The sequence below is a fragment of the Sphingobacterium tabacisoli genome (assembly GCF_017908035.1).
GTDB classification, from domain to species: domain Bacteria; phylum Bacteroidota; class Bacteroidia; order Sphingobacteriales; family Sphingobacteriaceae; genus Sphingobacterium; species Sphingobacterium tabacisoli.
This window is the reverse complement of record NZ_JAEQMU010000009.1, coordinates 1-18,159: the sequence shown is the minus strand read 5'-3', so window position 1 is coordinate 18,159 and position 18,159 is coordinate 1. Positions and strand designations below refer to the sequence as shown.

15 protein-coding genes are annotated in these 18,159 nt (G+C 40.7%); 9 read left to right on the top strand and 6 right to left on the bottom strand.

Annotated elements, in window-relative coordinates; translation table 11 throughout:
• The first annotated feature begins 76 nt into the window (after positions 1 to 76).
• The 6 genes from JKG64_RS21665 to JKG64_RS21640 all read left to right on the top strand — a co-directional run bounded on the left by JKG64_RS21665 (position 77) and on the right by JKG64_RS21640 (position 9,188).
• A complete protein-coding gene (locus JKG64_RS21665; protein WP_210356361.1) occupies positions 77 to 3,406 on the top strand; it encodes a SusC/RagA family TonB-linked outer membrane protein in 3,330 nt (1,109 codons plus the stop codon).
• A gap of 4 nt (positions 3,407 to 3,410) precedes the next feature.
• A complete protein-coding gene (locus tag JKG64_RS21660; RefSeq protein WP_210356360.1) occupies positions 3,411 to 4,847 on the top strand; it encodes a RagB/SusD family nutrient uptake outer membrane protein in 1,437 nt (478 codons plus the stop codon).
• A 5-nt stretch (positions 4,848 to 4,852) separates the two neighbouring features.
• Entirely contained in the window at positions 4,853 to 5,626 is a 774-nt protein-coding gene (locus JKG64_RS21655) for a DUF4843 domain-containing protein (protein ID WP_210356359.1), read from the top strand.
• Between the two features lie 31 nt (positions 5,627 to 5,657).
• Positions 5,658 to 7,199, top strand: coding sequence for a PKD-like family lipoprotein (locus JKG64_RS21650; protein ID WP_210356358.1), 1,542 nt, complete (start codon positions 5,658 to 5,660; stop codon positions 7,197 to 7,199).
• A 106-nt stretch (positions 7,200 to 7,305) separates the two neighbouring features.
• Positions 7,306 to 7,932 (top strand): Pr6Pr family membrane protein, encoded by a 627-nt coding sequence (locus JKG64_RS21645; protein WP_210356357.1) that lies wholly within the window; start codon positions 7,306 to 7,308, stop codon positions 7,930 to 7,932.
• Between the two features lie 122 nt (positions 7,933 to 8,054).
• Positions 8,055 to 9,188, top strand: a complete 1,134-nt coding sequence (locus tag JKG64_RS21640) for a redoxin domain-containing protein (RefSeq protein ID WP_210356356.1) — start codon at positions 8,055 to 8,057, stop codon at positions 9,186 to 9,188.
• A gap of 69 nt (positions 9,189 to 9,257) precedes the next feature.
• Here JKG64_RS21640 and JKG64_RS21635 read toward each other — a convergent pair whose 3' ends face one another.
• Positions 9,258 to 9,656: a response regulator gene (locus tag JKG64_RS21635; RefSeq protein ID WP_210356355.1), complete on the bottom strand. Its 399-nt coding sequence runs from the start codon at positions 9,654 to 9,656 to the stop codon at positions 9,258 to 9,260.
• 5 nt (positions 9,657 to 9,661) lie between these two features.
• Positions 9,662 to 10,678 (bottom strand): PAS domain-containing protein, encoded by a 1,017-nt coding sequence (locus tag JKG64_RS21630; protein WP_210356354.1) that lies wholly within the window; start codon positions 10,676 to 10,678, stop codon positions 9,662 to 9,664.
• A gap of 420 nt (positions 10,679 to 11,098) precedes the next feature.
• On the opposite strand from JKG64_RS21630, the gene JKG64_RS21625 reads away from it, so the two are divergent.
• From JKG64_RS21625 to JKG64_RS21615, 3 genes are all read left to right on the top strand, one after another.
• Entirely contained in the window at positions 11,099 to 11,986 is an 888-nt protein-coding gene (locus JKG64_RS21625) for a helix-turn-helix domain-containing protein (RefSeq protein WP_210356353.1), read from the top strand.
• Positions 11,987 to 12,067: 81 nt separating this feature from the next.
• Positions 12,068 to 14,008: an oleate hydratase gene (locus JKG64_RS21620; protein ID WP_210356352.1), complete on the top strand. Its 1,941-nt coding sequence runs from the start codon at positions 12,068 to 12,070 to the stop codon at positions 14,006 to 14,008.
• A 33-nt stretch (positions 14,009 to 14,041) separates the two neighbouring features.
• Positions 14,042 to 14,938 (top strand): 3-hydroxyacyl-CoA dehydrogenase, encoded by an 897-nt coding sequence (locus JKG64_RS21615; protein ID WP_210356351.1) that lies wholly within the window; start codon positions 14,042 to 14,044, stop codon positions 14,936 to 14,938.
• Between the two features lie 73 nt (positions 14,939 to 15,011).
• On the opposite strand, the gene aqpZ is transcribed toward JKG64_RS21615, so the two are convergent.
• The 4 genes from aqpZ to JKG64_RS21595 all read right to left on the bottom strand — a co-directional run bounded on the left by aqpZ (position 15,012) and on the right by JKG64_RS21595 (position 17,906).
• Positions 15,012 to 15,728, bottom strand: a complete 717-nt coding sequence (gene aqpZ, locus JKG64_RS21610) for an aquaporin Z (protein ID WP_210356350.1) — start codon at positions 15,726 to 15,728, stop codon at positions 15,012 to 15,014.
• A 399-nt stretch (positions 15,729 to 16,127) separates the two neighbouring features.
• Positions 16,128 to 16,697 (bottom strand): hypothetical protein, encoded by a 570-nt coding sequence (locus JKG64_RS21605; RefSeq protein ID WP_210356349.1) that lies wholly within the window; start codon positions 16,695 to 16,697, stop codon positions 16,128 to 16,130.
• 15 nt (positions 16,698 to 16,712) lie between these two features.
• A complete protein-coding gene (locus JKG64_RS21600; protein WP_210356348.1) occupies positions 16,713 to 17,429 on the bottom strand; it encodes a hypothetical protein in 717 nt (238 codons plus the stop codon).
• A 21-nt stretch (positions 17,430 to 17,450) separates the two neighbouring features.
• The gene (locus JKG64_RS21595) at positions 17,451 to 17,906 is read right to left on the bottom strand and encodes a hypothetical protein (protein WP_210356347.1); all 456 of its coding nucleotides are present in this window, start codon (positions 17,904 to 17,906) and stop codon (positions 17,451 to 17,453) included.
• Between the last annotated feature and the right edge of the window lie 253 nt (positions 17,907 to 18,159).

Sequence of the window (18,159 nt, the reverse complement as noted above, 5' to 3'; positions counted from 1 at the left end):
AACTAACTTTTTTTTAACCACATTATTTCAAATGTATAAATTATTGACCACAAATGCGGGCATTATTTTGCCACGCATGAAGAAATTTATTCTCATCATGAAACTTGTCTTTACGGGGTGGCTATTGATGCTACTTCAGGTAAGTGCATCGACTTATGCGCAAAAAGTATCGATGCGTGTCAAAAATGCAAGCTTGAAGGAGGTTCTGAATCAAATTCAGCAGCAGACAAAGTATGATTTTATTTACGATGCGGAACAGGTAAAGTCGCTCAGACCGATAACCATTCAAGCGTCCGATCGAAATCTGACGGATGTATTGAATAGCTGTTTACTTGGGCAAGGTTTTGCTTTTACATTGGATAATCAGGTCGTCACGATCCGTAAAGTGGATCGATCCGCTGTAGACGAGCGGCAGGATCTAGTAAAGGGAGTCGTGATGGATGAATCGGGCAAGCCTTTGGCTGGAGTTTCTATTCGCTTGAGATCAACAGGTGCCAATTTAGCACAGACGAATAGACAAGGGGAATTTGTACTGCCCGCAGCAGCATCTAACCAAGAGGTCGTGTTTAGTTTTTTAGGGTATACACCTAAAGTACAACTGCTGAATCCAAAAGAGGTTCGTCATATCGTACGCATGGTGCTGGAGGAAGGCGAGCTGGACGAAGTTGTGATATCTACTGGTATATTTAAGAAGGTAGATAAGAGCTTTACTGGGGCTTCGACTACGGTGACGGCGAAGGAGCTGCAACTCTTTGGGACGCGAAATCTGATTACATCATTGAGGAATATCGACCCGTCTTTTAATATTATAGAAAGTAATCTGTATGGCTCGGATCCGAACCGAATGCCTGAGATTCAAATACGCGGTAACTCCAGTATTCCGAATATCAAGGATCTGAAGAATGAATCGCATGCTGAATTGAATACGCCTTTGGTCATTTTGGATGGTTTTGAGTCTAACCTGGCTACATTGCTGGATATCAATGAGAATGATGTCGAGTCCATCACGATATTGAAAGATGCGACAGCAACGGCAATATATGGATCTAGAGGTGCCAATGGTGTTGTGGTGATAACAACGAAGGTGCCTACTGCTGGTAAATTGAGAGTCAGTTATGGAGGGATGATAAATTTTGAGAATCCAGATTTATCCGGATACACACTTCTGAAAGCCCGCGAGAAATTGGAATTGGAGCGACTTGTAGGCTATTACAGTGACCGTAATCCAGATAAAGATTTTAGTTTAAAGCAATATTACAATTACATCCTAAGTGAAATTAATAGGGGGGTAGAAACCGACTGGTTGTCTATTCCATTGAGGACGGGGCACGGACAAAGGCACAATCTGCGGGTAGAAGGGGGAGATAGTCGGTTTAGATATGCTGCTTCGGCACAATATAATAAGATAGCGGGTGTGATGAGGGGCTCCGACCGAAACACATTCAATGGAGGGGTGACCATTACCTATAATTATCAAAATATAAGATTTCGTAACGACACGAAATTTAAAGCAGGAAAACATGCACAGTCCCCTTATGGAACTTTTGATAATTATAGTAAGCAGAACCCATACTGGGCACCTTATAACGAAGACGGACAGCTCAATTTATTTTTAGGAGATTCTGGTGATGCATCTTCTTATGGCTTCTATTGGAATCCTTTACCTGCAAATCCATTGTATAATGCGACCCTAAAAACATATGATAGGACCTCGTCCAACGATATTCTAAATAATACGTCTATAGAATGGACGATAGTGAAAGGTCTTATTCTGCGAACACAGTTGGGATTGGTTAAAGCTATGGGACAATCTGACCGCTTTAGACCAGCAGAACATACTGCCTTTGCTAATTATAGTCTAGATAACGTATTTAGAAAAGGTGATTATAGACTGTCAACCTCCAATCAGTTTGGATATGATGCTGGAGTTAATCTTTCTTTCAATAAGACATTCCATAAAAAACACACCGTTTTTGGAGGAGTTGATTTCAATCTGCGTCATAGCGAGAACTATAGATACAATTTTTTAGTGGAGGGATTCTCGAATCCTAAGCTTGATTTTCTGAGTATGGGGTTGCAGTATGCGAAAGGAAGTACACCAACAGGGAATGATAAGATAAGTAGAGCAATAGGTTTTACAACTAACGTCAATTATATCTACGACAACCGGTATTTCGCAGATATGGTGTATAGAAAGGATGGGGCCTCTCAGTTTGGTTCTAAAAATCGTTATGCTCCTTTTTGGTCATTTGGTCTAGGGTGGAATGTGCATGAAGAGAAGTTCTTAAAAAACAATGAAGTTATTAATCATTTAAAAATGAGAGGGTCTTTAGGGATAGCGGGATCGCAAAATTTTGACCCTTATCAAGCAATGACCTCATACAAATACTATACGGGGGATCGATACTACAATTGGAATGGAGCTTTTCTCTTGGGATTAGGAAATGAACAATTGAAATGGCAACAGACCTTTAAAAAGAATATTGGATTCGATGCAGAATTTTTGGACAGGAAGCTGAAAGTGAAACTTGATGTGTATGAAGAGACAACAAAAGGTTTGATATCAACTCTGAACCTTCCTGCTTCTAATGGTTTTACAAGTTATACCGAAAATGTCGGGCGCGTAGGAAATAAGGGGGTGGAGAGTTCGGCAACCGTAGTTCTGTTGAATAACCCGCAGTCCTTTTTCTGGTCTATAACAGGAGGTCTTGTAAGGAATAAGAATAAAGTACTGGAAACTTCTGAAGAATTGAAAAAGGCACAGGCGACGGCTAAAGCGAGAGGGGATATCATAGGTAACGTGTATGAAGAAGGGTACTCCAGTAAAACGATATGGGTAGTGCCATCCATGGGAATTGATCCAAGTACGGGTATGGAAGTGTTTCGGGGAATCGATGGCGAACCTACGTTGACCTGGAGTGGCCGTGATGTGGTGGCGATGGGATCTACGGAGCCTACGTTGTTTGGAAACTTTAGTACGTTGATAAGATACAAGGATATAACCTTGAATACGGCTTTTAGATACTCATTCGGAGCTCAGCAGTATAACAGTACGCTGGCTGATAAGGTGGAAGTGACGGACTATAAGTATAATGTCGATCAACGTGTATTTGACGATCGTTGGAAAGAACCGGGAGATGTTGCGGCCTTTAAGGGTTTACTGGTGAATACACCGACATATAAGTCTTCTCGTTTTGTGCAGAATGAAAGTCTGCTGGCCATATCGAATATACATCTTCAATATGACGTACGTGGGAAAGCATGGATGCGTGCTATGAGGCTAAATATGCTGAGCGTAACAGCCAATATGTCTGAACCGTTGTACTTGTCCACCATAAGAAGAGAGCGAGGGACAAGTTATCCTTTTGCAAGACAATACTCCTTAGGCTTTAACGTAACTTTTTAAAAAGATGAAAAATATATATAGTATGCTGTTGTTGGGTGGGCTATTGCTTACATCTTGCAATGATTATTTAAATGTCAGTCCAAAAACCCAGATCGAGTTGGAGACATTTTTTGAGGATGAAGAGGGTTTCAAAGATGCGTTGACAGGTGTCTATGTGCAGATGAAAGAAGAGACGGTCTATGGTGGACGATTGACGCAAACAACGATAGAACACCTGGTATCTAGTTGGGACGCGGCAAGTCTATCCGCAGAAGGACGCTTGGGCTATTTTGACTATAAAAATGAACAGGTGGCGACGATGTTGGATGAGATTTTTCTAAAGCAATATGCTATGATCGCTAGTGTTAATGCGATGTTGGGCCAGATTGACAGTAGAAAAAATGTGTTTAAAACAGCTGGGCTTTATGAACTGGTCAAGGGAGAAGCTTTAGCACTAAGGGCCTACTTGCATTTTGATCTGATGCGGTTGTTTGGTCCTGCGCCTCATAACCCAGCAGAGGGAAGTCAACTGGCTTACGTTACTAAATTTACCACTATGCTGCACGAAAAGATGTCTTACGAGCAGTGTAAAAGTTTGTTGATCAGTGATATTGATGAGGCAGCAACATTACTTGGTCGAGTCGATCCGATTCAAGAACTCTCCATCGAGGATATGCGTCTTGGGACTGCCCCAGTAAAAGATTCTTATTTTGCTCATCGCTATCTGCGTATGAATTATTACGCTGCTAAGGGACTGAAAGCACGGATACATCTTTGGTATGGAGATAAAGAAAAGGCTTATATAGCAGCCAAGGAAGTACTTGAATCTAAAAATAAGGATGGATCTGTCAAATTCAAATTAGGAGTTGCCGCAGACTTTGCAAAAGAAAACTTTACGTTGGTCGGCGAGCATTTATTTGGTTTGTATGACCATGATCTGGAAAAAAGGTATGATGCAAACTACGCCAGTCTGGTTTTGAAAAAAGAAGAGGAATGGAACAAACTAAAAGAGGTGCTTTACGGGAATACAGGGAAAGACATCAGAGAAACCTCATTATGGCAAAACGTAGTCCTGGCAGATGGAAAGAAAGGGAATATTATCAAAAAATATTCGGCAAAGCCTAATTCTCAAACTTCCGGAGGACGAGACTATAAACAAATACCGATGATTCGTATAAGTGAATTGTATCTTATCGCTGCAGAGGCGGCTCCGTTTGGAGAGGGGCTCGAATACTTCGCTTCTTTTAGAAAGGCACGGAACCTAGACTTGTCAGCTCCCATTAACCCTGAAGCATTGGACGTAGAAATTGTAAAAGAGTATCGCAAGGAATTTTATGCGGAAGGGCAGACTTTCTATACTTATAAACGCAAAAACGTACAAAGATCAAGTTTTTTGTTTTTACCTGCTACTGCGACCATCAATTATGTACTGCCTCTACCTAAGATAGAGACTATAAATTAAGAGCTATGAAAATAATAAAGTATTTGCTTTTTGCATGTATGACGGTATCGTTCTGGTCCTGCAAACAGGCTCCTTATAATACCTTTGAAGATATTAATATTATACAGTTTGGCCCTGCACCGGCAGATCTGTATAACAGTGACCGGCAGCTCCGCAACCGGGTTAAGGCGCATACATTTGTCTATGAACCCGAAGATAAATTACAGGATACGGTATACTTTGATGTATATGCACTGGGTGGTAAAAAAAATAAGGATCGTTTTTTTAAAATAGAACAAGAGGCTGTTCCTGATGTGGAGAATGCGGTTCCAGGGGTCCATTATCAATCCTTCGATAAAGAGGGGGGTGCGCTCTGTGTGATTAAAGCGAATACCGTGCACACGCAGCTCCCTGTTGTATTACTAAGAGACGAGTCGTTGAAGAAAAATACGGTGGTTTTAAAGTTTAAGCTACAAGCGAATGAAGAGTTTGTCTTAGGCGAAAAAGAAAAGCTCTGGCGAGAGGTGTCGTATACGGATCAATTGAGTAAACCCGATGGCTGGACAGCGAATGTGTCTCGGTATTATCTCGGTGATTACAGTGCTGAAAAGCATCGTTTTATGATTAAGGTGACACAACAGCGGTGGGATGAACAGATGATTGTTGAAGCGGTGCCACAGACCGATTTGATGATGTATTATAAGGCTGTTCTTAATGCGGCATTGATAAAGTACAATAACGAAAGTACAACTGGACCGCTGCGTGATGAAAATAGGCAACTTATTGTTTTTCCAAGATAAGTGTAACGTAACTAATGAATAAATTATGAAAATGAAAAATATACTTGGGTTGTTGTTAGCAATGATCGCTGTACTGGTCAGCTCTTGTCATAAGGATGGTAATAGTTATGACTATAAAGAGGCAGAAAGCATCAGTGTTGAAGGGTTGGAGCAACGTTACAATGTTATATCCGAGCATGATACACTTCGGATTGACGCGATGGCTCATTCGACCTTGCCTGATGCTGACTTTGAATACGTTTGGGGTGTTTTCGATCCACTTGTGTCAGGAACCTTAGACACGATTGGCCGGTCGAGAGTATTAGAGTACCGTGTCAAATTGATCGCTGGGAATTGGATATTGGTGCATATTGCCAAAAATAAGAAAACAGGCTTAGCTAAGTTAAGTCAGGCCAATATCAGAGTGAATACAAAATTTACAACAGGCTGGTATGTGCTGAAAGATGATGAACAGAATAGTGATCTTGATTTTTTCTATGCCTCGAAGTTTCGTAATGTAGAATGGATGAGTTCTGATATCTATAGTGCAGTGAATGGGCGAAAGCTTGAGGGAAAGGCGGGGAAGCTGAGTTTTGTCCATAACTATAAGTCTACCGTCGAAAAGCCAAAACCATCGAATACGCCCACATTGTTTGTCAATACAACAGGTGATATCCAGGCGGTGTACCTGAACACATTGAAGGTGATAAATACAAAGGAAACATTCTTTTTGGGAAGCCCAAGCCATGACTTCCGTGGAGATGCTGTTTTTTATGGTTCAATGTCCGAGTTTCTTATTAATAATGGACGATTGTACGGTATAAATATGATGAACGTCAGTAAGGGGATGTTTGGAACGAATGTCATGTTTGATAGTAAAAACTCGGATTATACACTCTCACCTTTTTACTTGCCAGGACAGTACAGTTATTTCTTTGATACAGCGAGTAGCACATTTGTGACGCTGCCCGACGCATCAGGAACCATGTTTACCAAGGTGCAGGTAGGTAAGGGATCTCAAATGGATGTAGAGCAGAATAACCAGAAGGTACACTATATGGGACTAAAAAACCAGGTTTATTTGGGGGCACCAGAGTATAGGTATGAGATCATTGGATATGCAATTTTTGAAGATAAGAGCAATCCCAGCCGTCGTGTAGTCGCTAGGTTGGAACCTAACTTTGTGACGATGAAAATCACTAGAAAAGTAATTCAACCAACAGAAAGGCTATTTGATGGGAAATTGCATACGCTACTGTTTGGAGATGAAGAGATGATGTATTTTGTCGCAACGGATGGTAATGTGTATAGCCGAAACTTGGCGAATAGCTTTGAGCAGCTTCAATATACGGTGTCCGGCGGTGGCGAAGTAACTTTTATAAAGCATTTGAGACATTCAGGATCTGTTACTCCATTTAACTATGTTGCTATTGGTGTGAAACAGGGGGGGAGCTATAAAGTAATGCTATTTGAAAAGGTCGCTGGGGATTTGAAGGCTATGCCTGAAATGACATTAGAGGGAGAAGGAAGTCCTCGTGATGTGATGTATATCGATGGAGATGTAAGTGCAGATACCTATAAGCCTATACCTTAGAATCGTGTTTTGATGTATTTATAGATTTCGATAAAGGGTGCTACCATATGGTAGCACCCTTTATGTATAAAAATATTTACCTTAGGATAATAACATAATAGATGTCATGACTTTATCTCAAAGAAATCTTGCTGCAATAATTGCCGTAACGGCTTGGTTTGCCATTGTCGCTCAATTTTGTGTTGGTATTAATAGCGCTTCATTGTCTCCGGTTGTACGCATAATCCGGTTTTTCAGTTATTTTACGATACAGACCAATTTGATGGTGGCCATAAGTACGACCTGTCTGTGGTTGTCTCCCCAAAAGTGCGTTGGTGTATTTTTTGGGAAGAGCTCGACACTGACAGCAATCACACTTTATATTCTTATCGTCGGTCTTGTGTATAATGTAGCTTTACGGTTCTTGTGGCAACCACAAGGCTTTGCTCGATTTATGGACGAATTGCTCCACTCCGTGATTCCATTGCTGGTATTATGCTATTGGTGGCGTAGTCCTGAAAAGGAGATGTTGAGATGGAAGTATATACTGGGGTGGCTCATCTACCCGCTCATCTACCTGTTGTATACGTTGGCTCATGGAGCTATCACGGGGTTCTATCCCTACCCGTTTGTAGATGTGAATGCACTGGGTATACCGATGGTATTGGTGAATTGTGGGATCGTAGGGGCGGTTATTCTCTTGTTTTCGGCGCTATTGATTTGGATAGATAAGCACTGTTTTTCTATAAAATAAAACCGATCCAATCCTGTTTATAAAAGGCGGTAACGTAATTGATACGTGTATTAGTCGCAGGGAAAAGTGAAAATATCTAATTTAGCTTCTGGTTACTATGTAATCAATTACTAAATTTTAAAATGAAAAAAACAGTATTAACAATGGTGCTCGCATTACCAATAGCGGTATGGGCACAGCAAGGGGCTTTTAAAATCGAAGCTCAAGTAAAAAAATCAAATGACAACGCTAAGGCGTACCTAGCTTATCGCACGGGTAATGGTATGACGCAAGACAGCGTTGAAGTGAAGAAGGGAAAGTTCTCTTTTGCGGGAACGGTAGAGGGGCCTACACAGATGACAATCACTTATGCTCCAACAGGAAAATTGGATCGTCGTGCAGCGCAGACAGCTGATTCTTACAGTTTATATATCGATAAAGGAACTGCCAAATTGGTGGCAACAGATTCTATCAAAAATGCTACTGTATCAGGTAATCCTTTGAGTGTAGAGTATGCACAGTATGCAAAGCAGTTGGAAAAATCGACAAAGGGAATGGCTGCGCTAGATGCAGAATGGTATGGCGCGACTGATGAACAACGTAAAGACGGTAAATTAGCAGAAAAGCTAAGAGGTCTAGCGGGGCCTTTGATGGAAGAGAAGGAGACTGTTCAAAAAGATTATTTGGCGAAAAACCCAACATCATATTTTGCATTGTTGGCATTGCAGGACCTTTCAGGGTCGCAGCTTGACGTAGATTTTGCGGAACCTGCTTTTAACAAATTGGGCGCAGACGTGAAAAAAACACCTGCAGGAGAGGCTTTCAATAAACGGATTATCGCTGCAAAAGCAACCGCTGTAGGTGCGATGGCTCCAGACTTTACACAAAACGATGTAAATGATAAACCGGTGAAGCTGTCTGATTTCAGAGGAAAATATGTACTGCTTGATTTCTGGGCATCTTGGTGTGGCCCTTGTCGTATGGAGAATCCTAATGTGGTAGAAGCATATCACAAGTTTAAAGACAAAAATTTCACGGTATTAGGTGTCTCTCTAGACAACCCAGGGAAGAAAGATAACTGGTTGAAAGCGATCGCAGATGATAAATTGGAATGGACTAATGTAAGTGATCTACAAGGGTGGAAAAACGCAGCTTCGACGTTGTACGGTGTGCGTGGTATTCCTCAGAATTATTTAATCGGTCCTGATGGAAAGATCGTAGCGAGTAACTTGAGAGGAGAAGAGTTACATCAGAAATTAGCAGAGTTGCTAAATTAAGCTTAGTCTATACAAAAACATAAAAGGGGAAGTGTTTTACACTTCCCCTTTTATGTTTTATCCGGTAAGTTAACTGAAATATGGGGTTAGAGAAGTGGAATGTTTAATTTTTAAAAGATCGTGTAATTGTATCGGTTTGACAATGAAGTCGATAACCATGGGGTAGCGCTCTGCTCTTTTTTTATCTTTAGGATCGATAGATGAGGTAATGATTACTACAAAGATATTTTTTGCATTTTCATTTCTGAGCTCATCGAGCACTTGCCATCCATCTACTAAGGGCATGTTAAGGTCCAGAAATATAAGGACATTTTCTGAGATGCTTTTTTGAGTATGCCACCATTGAAGGAATTGTCCTCCTTCTTGTAGGCATAGTGGAGAGGAAGAGATCTGGGTCTCTTTGAGCATGATAGACATTAGAAAATGGAAAATCTTATCGTCGTCCACAATAGCTGTATTCAGTTTCATAGGATTTAGTCTTTATCGTCAACAATTAACCGTTTTTCTCCAACAGTCTTGTTTATAATTTCATGTATAACAGCATCTAGTTCCTGTGCGGAATGATTGAGGGCATCAAATAGTTGCGGCTCTAAATTGCCTTCATTAAATCTCTGTTTCAAATGTACTACTAATGCTAGTATACGTGCCAATGGGGCTCGTACCAGGTGTGACTGAGCAAAGGCAATATATTTGAGGTTGTTGTGCTGGTTTTCTACTTTATCCATATAGGCTAGTTTCTCCGAAACATCTTTTGCGACACCACGTACACCTATGCAGATGCCTTCAACAAAATCAGGCTGCCCGATTAATAATAACCAGCGTTTATTGCCTTTGGCTGTAACGATGCGGAGTAGTTTTTTGAACATCTTTTTTTCGATTACAGCTCTATTTACGGCTTCGTAGAAACTTGCCAATTCTTCTTCGCTACAATAGAATCTTTTTGTCGACTGTAAGTCTGGCTTGAAGGAATCGGGGACTTCTAAGATCTCTTTAACTCCAGAAGATAATTCGACGGTCTGATGTTGGGTGTTGACCCACCAGTTGCCATACTGAACTGATTTTTGGGAATCATTGTAGAGCTCTTCTAGAATGACACGTTGTGTCACGTTGGTCAGTGTCCGTATAATATAGGTGACTTCTTCCTGGTCATTCAAAATTGGAATATGATGTATTTCATAATAGCGTACATCCAAAAATGTAGTCTTTGAGTTGAGAGGATATACGAGTTTCCGGACTCCTAGGGTCACTTCTTGTTTTTTGACTAAAACGGAGTCAAAGGAGTTGAGCCAATCATCTTCGGAGATGTAGGGATTGATCGGAAAAAGGGAAAAGAAATTTTTCCCCTCCATATCTTTTAAGCGCAAAGCACATAGGGCGAGATAGCCATCGTTAACGTCAACGATATCGAAGCCATGTTCAGTGACCTTAAGTATAACAGAAGGACACTTCATCGATTTAAAAAACTGACTGTATTCAAACGTTCTTTCCATTATAACTTATAATTAAAAATTACTATGTGCCCAGGTGTAGTTAGATTTATCCTAAATCTGCTATAAGGGGAACATCGTTGAAAGCGGACAAGGCCTGTTGTCTGGTCAGCTTTATGTTTTTCATAGATAATTCAGTTTTGTGAACCTGCGGAAGTTGCACAAAAAGAGAAGCTTAATGACGATTCTCCTGAAAAATTATAGCTAAATATACTTGAATAAAATGAAAACAAAGGATTCTTTTTCGTTATGTACAGAAAAAAAAGGAAATCACGCTGTGTAGACTATTTTAGGAGGGAGCTTCGAATAGCTATTTAAGAGATATTTATTATCTTAGTATATATATCTACCGATGTAGTTAAGTGTTGTGCCGTGCAGCATGTTGTGCGGTTGTTTGATTAAGCTCTACCAAATAAGCGGTATATGGATAAAGCACATGAAAAATTGCATGATACGTTGATGTTTTATGGAGTCGACTGTGTGCGGCCATACTATATATCATCTGGTAATCCTATTCCAGAATTTCCCAAAACATCCTTTCGGGTAGATTATTACGCCGTGTGTGTATGTGTAGAAGGCCAGATCGGGATAGAGATTGATAACCTCCAGTACCACTTGTCTGAAAATGAATTTTTGGTGCTTGCGCCCTCGACCGTGCTTCGGTTTGTAGAAACAGATGGACAGTTAAGGATGAGGCTTCTTCTGTTTGATAAGAATTTCTTACTGAAAAATATAGCTGACCCCTTCTTTTTGGATAAAATGGGGCTATTTGGAGGACGCTCATTCCGTGTGATTCGTTCGAATGTAGCAGATGCTAACAGGATATTCTCACTTTTGGAGTACCTTCAGGAAGTGAGTCAACGTAATGGGAGGTATACATTGGATCTGGTGAGGACGTTGATATTTAATGTATTATTAGAAGTCGCCGAAATCGTGGCCAATGAAATGCATGAGGAAGAGGATGTTCTTTCGGATGGTAATTGTTTGTATTTCAGGTTTATGGAGTTGGTCTGTGAGCATGTGGGACAGCATAAAGATGTCGCTTATTATGCAGACTGTCTATGTGTGTCCAATAAATATCTTATCAATGCGGTAAAGCGGGGCGCAGGAAAGACACCTCATCAAATCATAGATGAGTATATCTTGAAAGAGGCTTTAGCGCTATTAGGAAACCCGGAGAAGACGGTGTCTGATGTAGCGTACGCTATTGGTTTTAATTCTGTATCGGCCTTTGGGCGCTTCTTTAAGAAGTATAGCTATGTGTCACCTTCTGAATATAGACGGGCGCAGGTTAGTGGTGGGGAAATCTAGCACAGTATTGGCGAATTTGGGGATAGCAAGTGCTAGTTATAATGCTGTAATTTTACGTAAACGTTAAAATAGTAAGTACTTATGAAAACAATCACTTCAAAATTTGACAAAGTATTGCAAGCTTCTTCAAGCAACGGTAATGTGCAACATCAACCTGATGCTAGTCAGGAGCGGCAACGCAACGTCCCAGAGAAATCGCTCCCTTTTTCGGATCAGATTGGGAATTATCAGCGGAATAAAGGAATTCCAACGAAATCGTATCAAGATAGTAAGGTGTATATTATAGGAAGTGGCATCGCGGGAATGTCTGCTGCATATTATTTTATCCGTGATGGGCATATCCCCGCAAAAAATATAGTGTTTTTGGAACAACTGGCTGTAGAAGGAGGATCTCTTGACGGAGCAGGTAATGCGAAGGAGGGGTATATCATTCGGGGTGGACGCGAGATGGATATGACTTATGAAAATCTGTGGGATATGTTTCAGGATATTCCCGCATTAGAGATGCCAGCTCCGTACAGTGTTTTAGATGAGTACCGTTTGATTAATGATAACGACCCGAACTTCTCGAAGGCGCGCCTAATTCATAATAAAGGAAAAGTCCAGGATTTCAGTAAGTTTGGTCTCAATAAGAAGGATCAGCTAACGCTGATTAAGCTTTTACTAAAAAGGAAGGAAGAACTGGATGATATTTCTATCGAAGAGTTTTTTGGAGAATCTTTCTTATCCAGCAATTTTTGGACATTCTGGCGTACGATGTTCGCCTTCGAAAACTGGCACAGTTTATTAGAGTTTAAGCTGTATATGCACCGTTTTTTACATGCTATTGATGGCCTAAATGATCTATCTGCATTAGTATTCCCGAAATACAATCAATATGATACGTTTGTCACACCATTGGGCCGGTTTTTGAAAGATAAAGGCGTAGAGGTACAGTTCAATAACCTGGTAAAGGATCTGGATATTCATATCAATACGGAAGGAAAAACGGTAAAGGCAATTATCACGGAGCAGAAAGGTAAGGAGGTGATCATTCCTGTACGTGAACAGGATTATGTTATTGTGACTACGGGGTCGATGACAGAGGATACTTCGTATGGAGATAATACGAAGGCTCCTATTGCGGCAATCGATAATGCAACTAGTGGACAGAGCGCAGGGTGGAAGATATGGAAAAACCTTGCCGCCAAATCGACTATTTTCGGTAATCCGGAAAAATTCTGTAGTAATATCGAGAAGTCATCTTGGGAGTCTGCGACGCTCACCTGTAAACCATCAGCGCTTATCGATAAATTAAAGGAATATGCTGTCAATGACCCTTATTCGGGTAAAACGGTGACCGGTGGAATTATTACGATAACGGATTCGAATTGGTTGATGAGTTTTACCTGTAATAGACAACCCCATTTTCCGGAGCAGCCAGATGATGTATTGGTATTGTGGGTGTATGCGCTCTTTATGGATAAAAAGGGAGATTATGTAAAGAAAACAATGCCGGAATGTACAGGAAATGAAATCTTGGCGGAGCTGTGCCATCATTTGGGTATCATCGATCAGCTGGATGATGTAGTTGCAAATACTATCGTACGTACGGCATTCATGCCTTACATTACATCGATGTTTATGCCAAGGGCTAAGGGAGATAGGCCAGCGGTGGTACCGGAGGGCTGTAAGAATCTTGGATTGGTCGGACAGTTTGTGGAGACTAACAACGATGTGGTTTTTACGATGGAAAGTTCTGTTCGGACGGCCCGGATTGCAGTATATGAACTTTTGAATCTGAATAAGCAGGTGCCGGATGTTAGTCCGCTTCAGTATGACATCAGACATCTTCTGAAGGCTGCAAAAACGCTTAATGATGATAAGCCGTTTGTTGGAGAAGGATTGCTTCGCAGAGTGTTAAAAGGAACTTATTTCGACCATATCCTGCCATGGGAGGAGAAGGATGACGAAGAGCATGAATCTTTTATTGGCGAACACCTCGCTAAATTTAAAGAATGGATGAAGGGAATCAGGGGATAAGGTCGAATGATTGATATAAAATAAATTTAAGATATGGACATAAAAAACGTAACAGTAGCAGGTAGTGGGGTATTAGGGTATCAAATCGCCTTTCAAAGTGCTTTTCATGGATATAGTGTGACGGTATATGATATCAATGATGAGGTTTTAGAGAAAGCGAAGGGTAAGTTTGATATATTGAGTGCCGCTTTTAAAAGGGATCTGAATGCCAGGCAGGAGGAGATCGATGCTGCTAAGAACAGATTGGCCTATAGTTCGGATCTAGGAGAGGCCACAAAGGATGCAGATCTGCTAATTGAGGCAGTTCCTGAAAGCCCTCAGATAAAGATCGATTTTTATCATAAACTGGCCAAAGTCGCCCCCGAGAAGACCATTTTTGCAACAAACTCGTCTACGTTATTGCCTAGCCAGTTTGCAGATGAGACTGGCCGTCCGGAAAAATTTCTTGCGTTGCATTTTGCGAATGAAATATGGAAACACAATACGGCAGAAATAATGGGACATCCAGGCACGGATAAAGCTGTATTTGATAAAGTGGTTTCTTTTTCGAAGACAATTGGTATGGTTGCTTTGCCTCTGCATAAAGAACAACCTGGATATATTGTTAATTCGTTGCTGGTGCCACTTCTTACGGCGGCAACCAATCTTCTGGTCGATGGTGTCTCCGATGCGGAAACAATAGACAAGACTTGGATGGTAGCTACAGGTGCTCCATTGGGGCCTTTTGCGATATTAGATGTGGTAGGGATTACGACAGCTTACAATATTAATAAGATGGCGGCAGACGCAACGGGTGATCCGTTGAAGGTAAAGACTGTAGCGTATTTGAAAGAGCAGTTTATTGATGAAAATAAATTGGGAGTATCGACGGGAGAGGGGTTCTATACCTACCCAAACCCTGCTTATAAGGATAAGGATTTCTTGAAGTAAGGTGTAATGATACCGAACAGTAATAGCCACAACAGATAGGAAGTTGTGGCTATTTTTTTTAAGATGGTTTTCCCTATCCCGTAGCGTTGTCTTCTTTTTTAAGAAGATGCCTATATATAAGTCCTCCAGCGATGGCACCTAATATCGGCGCTATCCAGAATAACCACAATTGAGATAATGCTGCTCCTCCAACAAATAGAGCCTGTGAGGTACTGCGGGCTGGATTGACTGAGGTGTTTGTTATCGGAATAGATATTAAGTGAATGAGAGTCAAAGCGAGGCCTATGCTAAGTCCCGCAAATTTGCCATTGGCCCATTTGTCGGTAGCACCCAAGATGATGATTAAGAAGAAGGTAGTGAGGAGAAACTCGGTCAGGAATGCGGCTCCAACACTGTAGCTACGCTCGTGATAACCAGGCATGTCATAGAAATTGGTGGCAAACGCTCCAGGACCTTCTGTCGAAAAAGCGCCGGCACCGTTTAGTATGGTGTAAAGACACCCTGCGGCAGCGATAGCTCCTAAGAGCTGGGCGATAATGTAAGGGGCTAGATCTTTTGCCGAGAAACGTCCCCCTATAAATAACCCTACAGAGACAGCGGGATTAAAGTGGCCTCCTGAGATGTGCCCCACAGCGTAGGCCATCGTGAGTACGGTTAGACCAAAGGCGAGGGAAACACCCAGTAAACCAATTCCTATGTCGGGAACGCCAGCTGCAAACACAGCGCTACCACAGCCACCGAAGACTAACCAAAATGTGCCGAAAAATTCGGCGAATAGCTTTTTTGTCATGACTTTTTAAATTTATAACTGTTATTTAAGAATATATTGGTATTTTAAGTTATTGCAATATTTCTTCTAGTGAAACATTTTAATGTTAAAGGTAGGTAAAAATAGTTTGACTAAAAGTAGTTTTTTGTCTACAGATAGGATATGTTGTTAAAATAAAACTTTCATAATCCCTTTGAATCACCAACCGTGGTTAACCGATCCCGATGTTATCAAGGAGCTCTTGAATGTCAATGCAAAAGGAAATTATCATGAAAAAAGTTCTTGATGTCTATTGAACCGAACTAAGAGAGCTCATTGATTCCTTGGAATATAGAATCGAATCAATAATACATATACTTTCAGAAAAAAAAATCCCGTTGGGTCTAACCAACGGGATTAACAAAAGAGTATGTAGTTTATTTATTGTATACGATTGGATATGGCATCAATCACAGTTTGGTCTGTGGGAAATGCTCCTGCTCCTGAGCCTGTGGATCTTTTAGTGGTCGGAGGTTCTTCTCCATATAAGGTGTCCCGTGCAATAACTGTTTTTTTATCTAAGTCAAAGTAACTCACGATGTAGTTTCTTTGATAGGCCTTATCTTTTTGTCCAAGTTTTCCGATGTATTCGCCTCGGGCCTGCATATCCATAGCAATCACAACTAAGCCCTTGATCTGCTCGCCAGGGAAGTTGGAAGTTGTGCCAAGCCCTTCATTCCATTTTGCTTTGTAAGTAATGCCCAATTCATCATATCCTCCATTTTCGATGATAAGGTAATTGTTGCCCCATTTAGGTATGGATGGGGATACGGGGTATTTATAGATGGAAGTATGGTTAGGGAAGCTATCTAAAATCTTTGTTGATAGTTTTAGTGTTTGTTCCTTATCTTCTTCAATACCATTCAATACGGAGTAGGCCCAGATTGCAATTCCTGCCGTTGACAAGACCAGTAGTCCTATGAGTATGAAAATTGATTTTTTGTTTTTCATTTGAAAGTGAGGGTATTAGTCCAAAAGTGGTATAGCTACTCGGAGATTCGGGTATTTTTGACCTATCTGCTGAAGAAAATCATTCGCGATCACGTTTTCCTGGATTAGTTTCTGGGTATTCATTGACAGCATGGCTGTACTGGTCGTCGCGTAGGTGAAAACTAATGCAGAAAACAGGACAAGCTCTATGGGTTGGCCGTCTGTCGGTAGTGAGATTCTATAGGCTTTTACGTTATCTCCCTTCTGTTTGGCAAATGCCTGCATAGTGCCTTTTTGTGGGATTTCTATAAGTGTTGCTTGAGCAAGTCTGTCTTTGTCGAATACGAAATGATTGCTGATGTCGCCTTCCGTATCTGTGTCTAAAAGATGAAGATCATCGCCACTCAGAATTAAGTATTTGGGAGTCTGTACAGTCTGATATCTGACGGTACCAAGAGTTGCGGCGCTTCTTAAAGAGTCTTTTAAGCCATCTTTTATAGCAGATTTATTGCTATAGTCTAGGTTGGCAAAGTTGAATGCGTCAATGGGAAGATTGCCCATTTGCTTTTGAAGGTAACTATATTCTCCGCCTAGAAAGTTGTCTCGATAAGTTGTGGCTTTTTGCAGCTCTGCTTTGAAGTCTGTATTCTGCATGGCCTCTTTCAATTTTCTTTTTTTCGCGTAAGTGAAGTACATTATTCCACCATACACAAGAATGGTGAACGCAATGATTAATATTACTTGAATACTCATGATATTTATTGTTTTTAAAGGTTAAATATTCTTTGGTTCTACTTTCTTTTTCTTTGAAGGGATGAATCCCCAGATGATAAAGGCGATCAATGCTAATCCTACTAATTTTCCGCCATATTGGGTGTAAAAAGGCAGTTTATTAAGGTTGCTGGATTTTAATTTCTGCTCAATTAATAAGGTTTCTAATTCCTTGGCCGGAATATCATAGTACTCTTTTGTTTTTTCATCATAGCCAACAAGTTTTGGGGCCGCAGTGATATACAATGGCAATATATAAGCGATATTAAACTCCGTGTGTAGTGTTGCCAGATCTAGGTAGCTACCGTTTTCTAGTTTGAATTCATCGGTATCAGGTAAGTCGTGAACTTTGTTAAGCACTTCTCTTTCTCCAAGAGGGATTTTAACTCTTGCTAATGAAAGACTCGAGGTCCCTATGAGCAGCGCTAATACGAGGATGATTTGTTTTAATGATGCCATATCTTGATTTGATTTGAAACAAAATTAGAAAGTACTATTTAGAAAAGGTAAATGGTTTACAATTCGTCAAGGGTGTCTTACGAAACGTCTAAAGAAAGCAGAAAAGATAGGGAGACGATGAATAGGCTGTCTCCTATGTTTGTTGTAAGCAAATATAGGAGACATTTTTTGTTTTATAGATTTGCTTTATATAGTGAGAAGAGGAAGAGCCAAGGGTTGTCTTAGTAGCTTTCGTAGGCATACTGATTTTTAG